The 6,292-nt window shown below is 67.3% G+C and carries 5 protein-coding genes; 1 reads left to right on the forward strand and 4 read right to left on the reverse strand.

The window, feature by feature from the left end; genetic code table 11:
- Together AB7O82_RS21125 and AB7O82_RS21130 are read right to left on the reverse strand one after the other, a co-directional pair.
- Positions 1-1,397 (reverse strand): sensor histidine kinase (locus AB7O82_RS21125; protein ID WP_428620108.1); only part of this gene is annotated, 1,397 nt, incomplete at its 3' end.
- Positions 1,375-2,049, reverse strand: coding sequence for a winged helix-turn-helix domain-containing protein (locus AB7O82_RS21130; RefSeq protein WP_428542769.1), 675 nt, complete (start codon positions 2,047-2,049; stop codon positions 1,375-1,377). The genes AB7O82_RS21130 and AB7O82_RS21125, both read right to left, overlap by 23 nt.
- A 222-nt stretch (positions 2,050-2,271) precedes the next feature.
- Here AB7O82_RS21130 and AB7O82_RS21135 point away from each other — a divergent pair, with 222 nt between their 5' ends.
- Positions 2,272-3,780, forward strand: a complete 1,509-nt coding sequence (locus tag AB7O82_RS21135; protein ID WP_428542766.1) for a DegQ family serine endoprotease — start codon at positions 2,272-2,274, stop codon at positions 3,778-3,780.
- A 349-nt stretch (positions 3,781-4,129) separates the two neighbouring features.
- Here the strand turns inward: AB7O82_RS21135 and AB7O82_RS21140 are convergent, their stop codons facing one another.
- Both AB7O82_RS21140 and AB7O82_RS21145 read right to left on the reverse strand, forming a co-directional pair.
- Positions 4,130-5,134, reverse strand: a complete 1,005-nt coding sequence (locus AB7O82_RS21140) for an LLM class flavin-dependent oxidoreductase (RefSeq protein WP_428542763.1) — start codon at positions 5,132-5,134, stop codon at positions 4,130-4,132.
- A gap of 152 nt (positions 5,135-5,286) precedes the next feature.
- Positions 5,287-6,292 (reverse strand): hypothetical protein (locus AB7O82_RS21145; protein ID WP_428620110.1); only part of this gene is annotated, 1,006 nt, incomplete at its 5' end.

Consider the following 6,292-nt stretch of genomic DNA (forward strand, 5'->3'; position numbering starts at 1 on the left):
CCCAGGCCGGGCTTGCGGTCCTCGAGGCGGATGGTGAGGCCGTGCAGGCCGGCGATGGCCTTGACCAGGGGGAGGCCGAGGCCGCTGCCGGCGGTCGAGCGGCTGCGGTCGAGGCGATAGAAGCGGTCGAACACCTTGTCGTGCTCGTCAGCGGGGATTCCCGGACCGTTGTCGGCGACCTCGAGCGTGAAGCCCACCGCCGCCTTGGCGAGCGCGAGCGACACGGTCGAGCGCGCCGGCGTGTGATTGAGGGCGTTCTCGACCAGGTTGGAGATCATCTGCGCCAGGAGCTGACGATCGCCGGTTACCTGGATGCCGTCCTCGATTCGGCAGTCCAGCCGGTGGTCGGCATCTTCCGCGGCCGGCCGGTAGGCCTCGGCGATGCTGCGCGCCAGCGCCGACAGGTCGACCTGGGTGAAGGCGCTGCGCTGCGCGCCGGCCTCGATCTGGGCGATGCGCAGCAGGGCCGAGAAGGTCTCCAGCAGCGCGTCGGCCTCGGCGATCGCCGAGTCGGTCGCGGCCTCGTACTCGCCGGTCGTCGTGGCGCGCTCGCGCGCATCTTCGAGATGCTGGCGCAGGCGCCCCAGGGGCGTGCGCAGGTCGTGGGCGATGTCGCTCGAGACCTGGCGCAAGCCGTCCATCAGCTGCTGGATGCGTGTCAGCATGGCATTGAGGCTGGCGACCAGCTGGTCGATCTCGTCGTTGGTGCCGCGCGTCGGGATGCGCGCCGAGAGATCGCCCTCCATGATGGTGCGGCTGGTACGGGTGATGGCGTCGATGCGGCCGAGGAAGCTCGACCCGATCAGCGCGCCGCCGGCGATCGCGAGCAGCAGGGTGAGCCCGCTCGCCCAGGCGAAGGCCACGACGATCGCGTGCTGCATGTCGGTGAGCCGGTTGGCGTCCTGCGCGACCAGCAGGAACGCACCGTCGGAAAGGGTGAGGCCGAAGCCGGTGAGCCTGGCGCGCTCGCCGTCGGCCTCCGGCGCATCGCTCTGGGGCACGAAATCGACCGCGCCGTTGACCGGCGGCATGCCGGGCAGGTTGCCGACCACGACCCGTCCGCCCGGCGCCTGCAGCAGGTAGAAGATCGGCCCGCGCGTGCGGTAGCTGATGCGCCGTGTGATCTGGTCGGTGAGTCCCTTGGGCCCGGTGCGGCCATGGACGTCGGCCAGTTGGTAGGCTTCGGAACGCAGAACCGCCGCCATGTCGTCTTGCATGGCCGCTGTCGCGATCCAGTAGACCGCGGCGAACAGCGTACCGGCCGAGGCCATGAAGAGAATTGCGTAGAACAGCGTCAGCCGGAAGCTGGCCGAGCGCAGGATGCGCGACAGGGTCTGCCCGAAGCTCGTGGCCGGCTCGCCACCCGGACCGTGTCTAGTCCTGGGTGCGGATGACATAGCCGGCTCCCCGGACCGTGTGCAGCAGGGGCTTGTCGAAGCCCTTGTCGATCTTCGAACGCAGGCGGCTGATATGGGTCTCGACGATGTTGGTCTTGGGATCGAAATGGAAGTCCCAGACCTTCTCGAGCAGCATGGTGCGCGTCACCACCTCGCCGGCATGGCGCATCAGGTACTCGAGGATCTTGAACTCCTGCGCCAGCAGGTCGAGCCGCCTGCCGGCGCGCGTCACCGTGCGGGTGAGCAGATCGACCTGCAGGTCCCCGACGCTGAGAGAGGTCGTCGCCACGATCGGCGGCCGGCGCGCGAGCGCCCCGACCCGCGCCAGCAGCTCGGCGAAGGCGAACGGCTTCACCAGATAGTCGTCGCCGCCGGCCTCGAGGCCGTTCACCCGATCGTCGATGCCGCCCATCGTGGTGAGGAACAGCACCGGCGTGCGAACCTGCGAGGCGCGCGCCGCCTTGACCAGCGACAGCCCGTCCATTGCCGGCAGCATGCGGTCGACGATGATGACGTCGTACTTCTCGCCGGTCGCGAGGTAGAGACCGTCGCGCCCGTTGTCGGCACGGTCGACGACATGGCCATGCTCGCGCAGGCCCTTGCTGATGTAGTCGGACGTCTGTTTGTCGTCTTCGACGAGGAGGATCTTCACGTCGTCACCCGCTGCCTGACCATCGGTCCCCTGCCGGCCGGGGGGCGACGGGACAGAGCGCCGTCCGCGGCCGGGCACGGGAGCCGAACACGCGCCGTTTGCGCGGTTTTCGCGGCAAAAGCAACGTTCCCCAACTATACAAACATTCAATGCGGCGGCCATCCGGGCGCCATGGGCCCAGTCCCATATTCCCTCCTGCCAAGCCCCTTTCAGGAGGATGAAGTGACGAAGACCAAGACCATTCTTTCAGCCCTGGCGTTGACGACGGCGTTGACCGCGCCGGCGCTCATTGCTCCCCTGTTCTCGGCGCCGTCGGCGATCGCCGCGGCTCCGACCGCTCCGACCGTGTCGGGCGTGCAGGACTTTTCCGACCTCGCCGCCAAGGTGACCCCGGCGGTCGTCAATGTCGCCGTGACCATGAAGGCTGGCGCTGCGGGCGACGACGAGGTCCAGATGTCGGACCGCTCGCAGAAGCAGATGGAAGAGTTCATGCAGCGCTTCGCCGAGCGTTTCGGCCAGCCGATGCGTCCGATGAAGCCGCAGCCGCGGGCCAACCAGAAGGCCGAGGCGGTCGGCACCGGGTTCATCATCGACCCCGCCGGATGGATCGTGACCAACCATCACGTCGCCGGCAAGGCCGACAAAATCGTCGTGACCCTCTCGGACGGCCGCAAGCTCGACGCCAAGATGGTGGGCGGCGACGAGAAGACCGACCTTGCGCTGCTCAAGGTCGAGAGCGACAAGCCGCTGCCGTTCGTCGCTTTCGGCGACGCCACCAAGGTGCGTGTCGGCCAGCCGGTGATGGCGGTCGGCAACCCGTTCGGCCTCGGTGGCACCGTGACCACCGGCATCGTGTCGGCGCGCGGCCGTGACATCCACTCCGGCCCCTTCGACGACTACATCCAGACCGACGCCGCCATCAATCGCGGCAACTCGGGCGGCCCGCTGTTCGACATGGAAGGCAGGGTGATCGGCATCAACACCGCCATCTTCTCGCCGAGCGGCGGCAATATCGGCCTGGGCTTCGCCATCCCGGCGAGCCTCGCCGAGCCGGTGGTGGCCCAGCTCAAGGTCAACGGCAAGGTCGAGCGCGGCATGCTGGGCGTGCAGATCCAGCCGATGACCGGCGAGCTCTCCCAGAGCATGTCGTTCAACGGCGAGAAGGGTGCCGTGGTAGCGCAGGTCCAGCCGGACAGCCCGGCTCTGGCCGCCGGAATCAAGTCGGGTGACGTGATCGTGAGCGTCGACGGCAAGAACGTCGACACGATCAAGGACCTGACCCGCATGATCTCGGCGATGAAGCCTGGCACCGCGGTCAAGCTCGGCGTGTGGCGCGACGGCAAGGATATGACCATCAACGCCAAGATCGGCGACCAGAAGGAAGAGGGCGGGATGGTCAAGGCCAAGGCCGAGAAGGCCGACAAGAAGGCCGAGCCGCTGTCCTACGGCGTGTCGCTGGCGCCGCTCTCCAAGGAGACGCGGCAGGAAATGAAGCTGGACGACTCGGTCAAAGGCGCGCTGATCGCCTCGGTCGAGGCGGGCAGCCCGGCCGAGGAGATGGGCCTGAAGGCGGGTGACATCCTGCAGCAGGTCGGTCGCGAGGCCGTCGACAGCCCGAAGGCGGCTGTCGAGAAGCTCAAGGAAGCCAAGGACGCCGGCAAGCCGGTGCTGATGAAAGTGTATCGAGAGGGGATGACCAGGTTCGTCGCTATCTCTCCCCGGGCGGCGTAGCTGATCCTCTCGAGGAGCCGGCGGTGGCCCCACCACCGCCGGCTTTATCTTAACAAGCCCCCTCGACTTGGCAGTCTTCTCCTTCAGCAGGGGGGCGCGCGCCGCTAGACGGGGAACCCGCAGTCGGGCGCGTTCATGGAGGGGGCGGGAAGCCCGCGGTTCACGCGTAAGTGGGACCGCGGGCTTCTTTGATTCATGCGCCTCCCCAGCTTCGCTGGGGAGGTGTCTGCGTCTTACGCCGAGGGAGGGGTCATGCTGCGCTGGGAGCGCGCCACTCCGATGGCGCTCTTCTTGTCGATCACACATCCCATGGGCGCCACTGGAGTGGCGCGCTCCCAGCAATGAATCGCTACAGCGCCGGCATGACTTCCCTGGCGAAAAGCTCGATCGAGCGCGCCGACTCCTCGAATGACAAATCGCCGAAGGCGAGGCGGCACAGGCTGTAGTTGATGCCGGCGATGTCGTTGTCCTTCTTCATGCGCTCGCGCACGGTCGAGGCGGAGCCTGCAATGATGTAGCCCTGTTCCAGCGCGTCCTCGAATTCGGCGGGAATCAGCTGGCGCGGCAGGCCGACACCGTGTGCCCGCCAGAGATGGATCAGCGCGTCGTACCACAGCACGAAGGCCCGCTTGGCCGCACCCTGCGCCTCGCGGTCGCTGTCGCCCACCACGACATGCCGACTGAGCCCTATCAAGGGCATTGCCTTGGGGTCGCGGCCGAGCGCCTGCCACGCGGCGCGATAGCGCGCCGCGAACTGGCCGACACCGTCGGCGCGCATGCCTACCACCGTGTTGCACGCCTGCTTGGCCAGCCGGTCGGCGCTCTCCAGGGAATTGGCGCCGTACCACAGCGGCGGGTAGGGGCGCTGGACGGGCTGCATCTCCATCGGCACGTCCTTGAAGGTGAAGTACTTGCCGGTATGATCGAGCCGCGGCTGGGTGAGGCCCATCAGGATCACGTCGAGCGCCTCGGCAAAACGCTCCGGGCCGGTGGCCGGATCGACCCCGTAGTAGCCGACCTCGTACGGCGAGATGCCGCGTCCGACGCCGAGCTCGAGCCGGCCGCCGCTCATCTGGTCGAGCATGCAGATCTCGTCGATGAGGCGCAGCGGGTGGTAGAGATTCACGGTGTAGACCAACGGGCCGAAGCGCAGCCGGCTGGTGCGCTGCGCCACCGCGGCGAGGAACACGCTGGGCGACGGCGCCATGCCGAGTGGCGTCGCATGATGCTCGGCCAGGTGATAGGCGTGGAAGCCCGCCTGCTCGTAGAGCTCGATCAGCCGCAGCCGCTCGTCGAACTGGTGCCCCAGGCTGGCACCAGCCCGATCCATGTGATCGAAGACACCGAACTTCATGCGTTTCTCCCTTTGCGCCAATGCTACAGGGTCCGCGTGAAGAAGTATCTCCGTCCGGCGATGGCTCATGGCTGGGAGCGCGCCACTCCGGTGGCGCTCTTCTTGGTGACTACACGCCCTGTGAGCGCCATCGGAGTGGCGCGCTCCCAGCGTCAAGCCGACTTGACCGTTATGGCGCCCACGAGGTCGAGGTCGGACTGGTCACCGCAGTCGCGCAGGCTCACCGAGCCGACGCCGCCCACTTTCGCAAGCTTCATCTTGCCTTCGAAGCCGCTGTAGCCTTCGATGCGACAGGCATCCAGGAGCATGCGGCCGCTTTTGAAGAAGGCGTGCACGAGATAGGGCTGCGGCCCGTAGGTGCTGGCGCGGCAGGCATAGAGGCGGCCCTCGTTGGCGAGCCTGATGCCACACTGGGCGTTGTTCTCGAAGCCGCATCCCTGGGCCATCGACAGGCCGGCCGTGGCGTGCAGGCCGGGGCCGCGATTCTCGACGAAGTACGTCTGCGAAATATTGAGGTCGCGCGGCTCCTGGCCGTGAATGGCCGCCTGCGTCTCGATGCCGGCATTGCCGTTCTTGCGCAGCTGGCCGCCGAAGATGGCGATCGCCGACACCATGCCGGTGTCGTTTCTCGGCCCGTCGTTGCGGAACGTCATCCCGTTGCGGCCGCAGTCGGACACCGTCGTGGCGTGAATGTCGCCCTCGAACACCGAGCCGTCGAAGAACAGGCCATCGCGGGAGAAGCCCTCGATGTCGAGGTTCATGAGCTTCCACGAGAAGATCCAGCTCTGGTTGGTCAGGCAGACCAGGTCGATCGCGTCGCGCGCCGGGCTGGCCGCGATCATCGAGCCGTTGAAGATCTTCAGGCCGCGAAAGGCGATGTTCCTGCGATCCGCCGGAATGCGAATCGTGAGAGCGCTACGGTTGGCATCATTGAAGTCGGCGACGATCCTGGCGCCGTTCAGGTCGACGCCGGCGGTCGTCAGCGACTCGGTCACATCGATGGCGATAGGCCGCTTCAGGCGGACGTTGCCGCCGGTCCAGTTCAGCACATCGCCGCGCGCAAATCTCATGCGCAACGCGGCCTCGAAATCCGCCGGGTCGGCCGGCGTCGGTATCTGGGCGGCCTGGGAAGGGCGCTTTTCCTGGGCGAGCGCCGTC

The organism is Reyranella sp., from assembly GCF_050185545.1.
Taxonomy (GTDB): domain Bacteria; phylum Pseudomonadota; class Alphaproteobacteria; order Reyranellales; family Reyranellaceae; genus Reyranella.

Bases quoted from the DNA above. Each gene is read 5' to 3' on its own strand.
- AB7O82_RS21140 (WP_428542763.1), bottom strand. From the start codon at position 5,134: ATGAAGTTCGGTGTCTTCGATCACATGGATCGGGCTGGTGCCAGCCTG.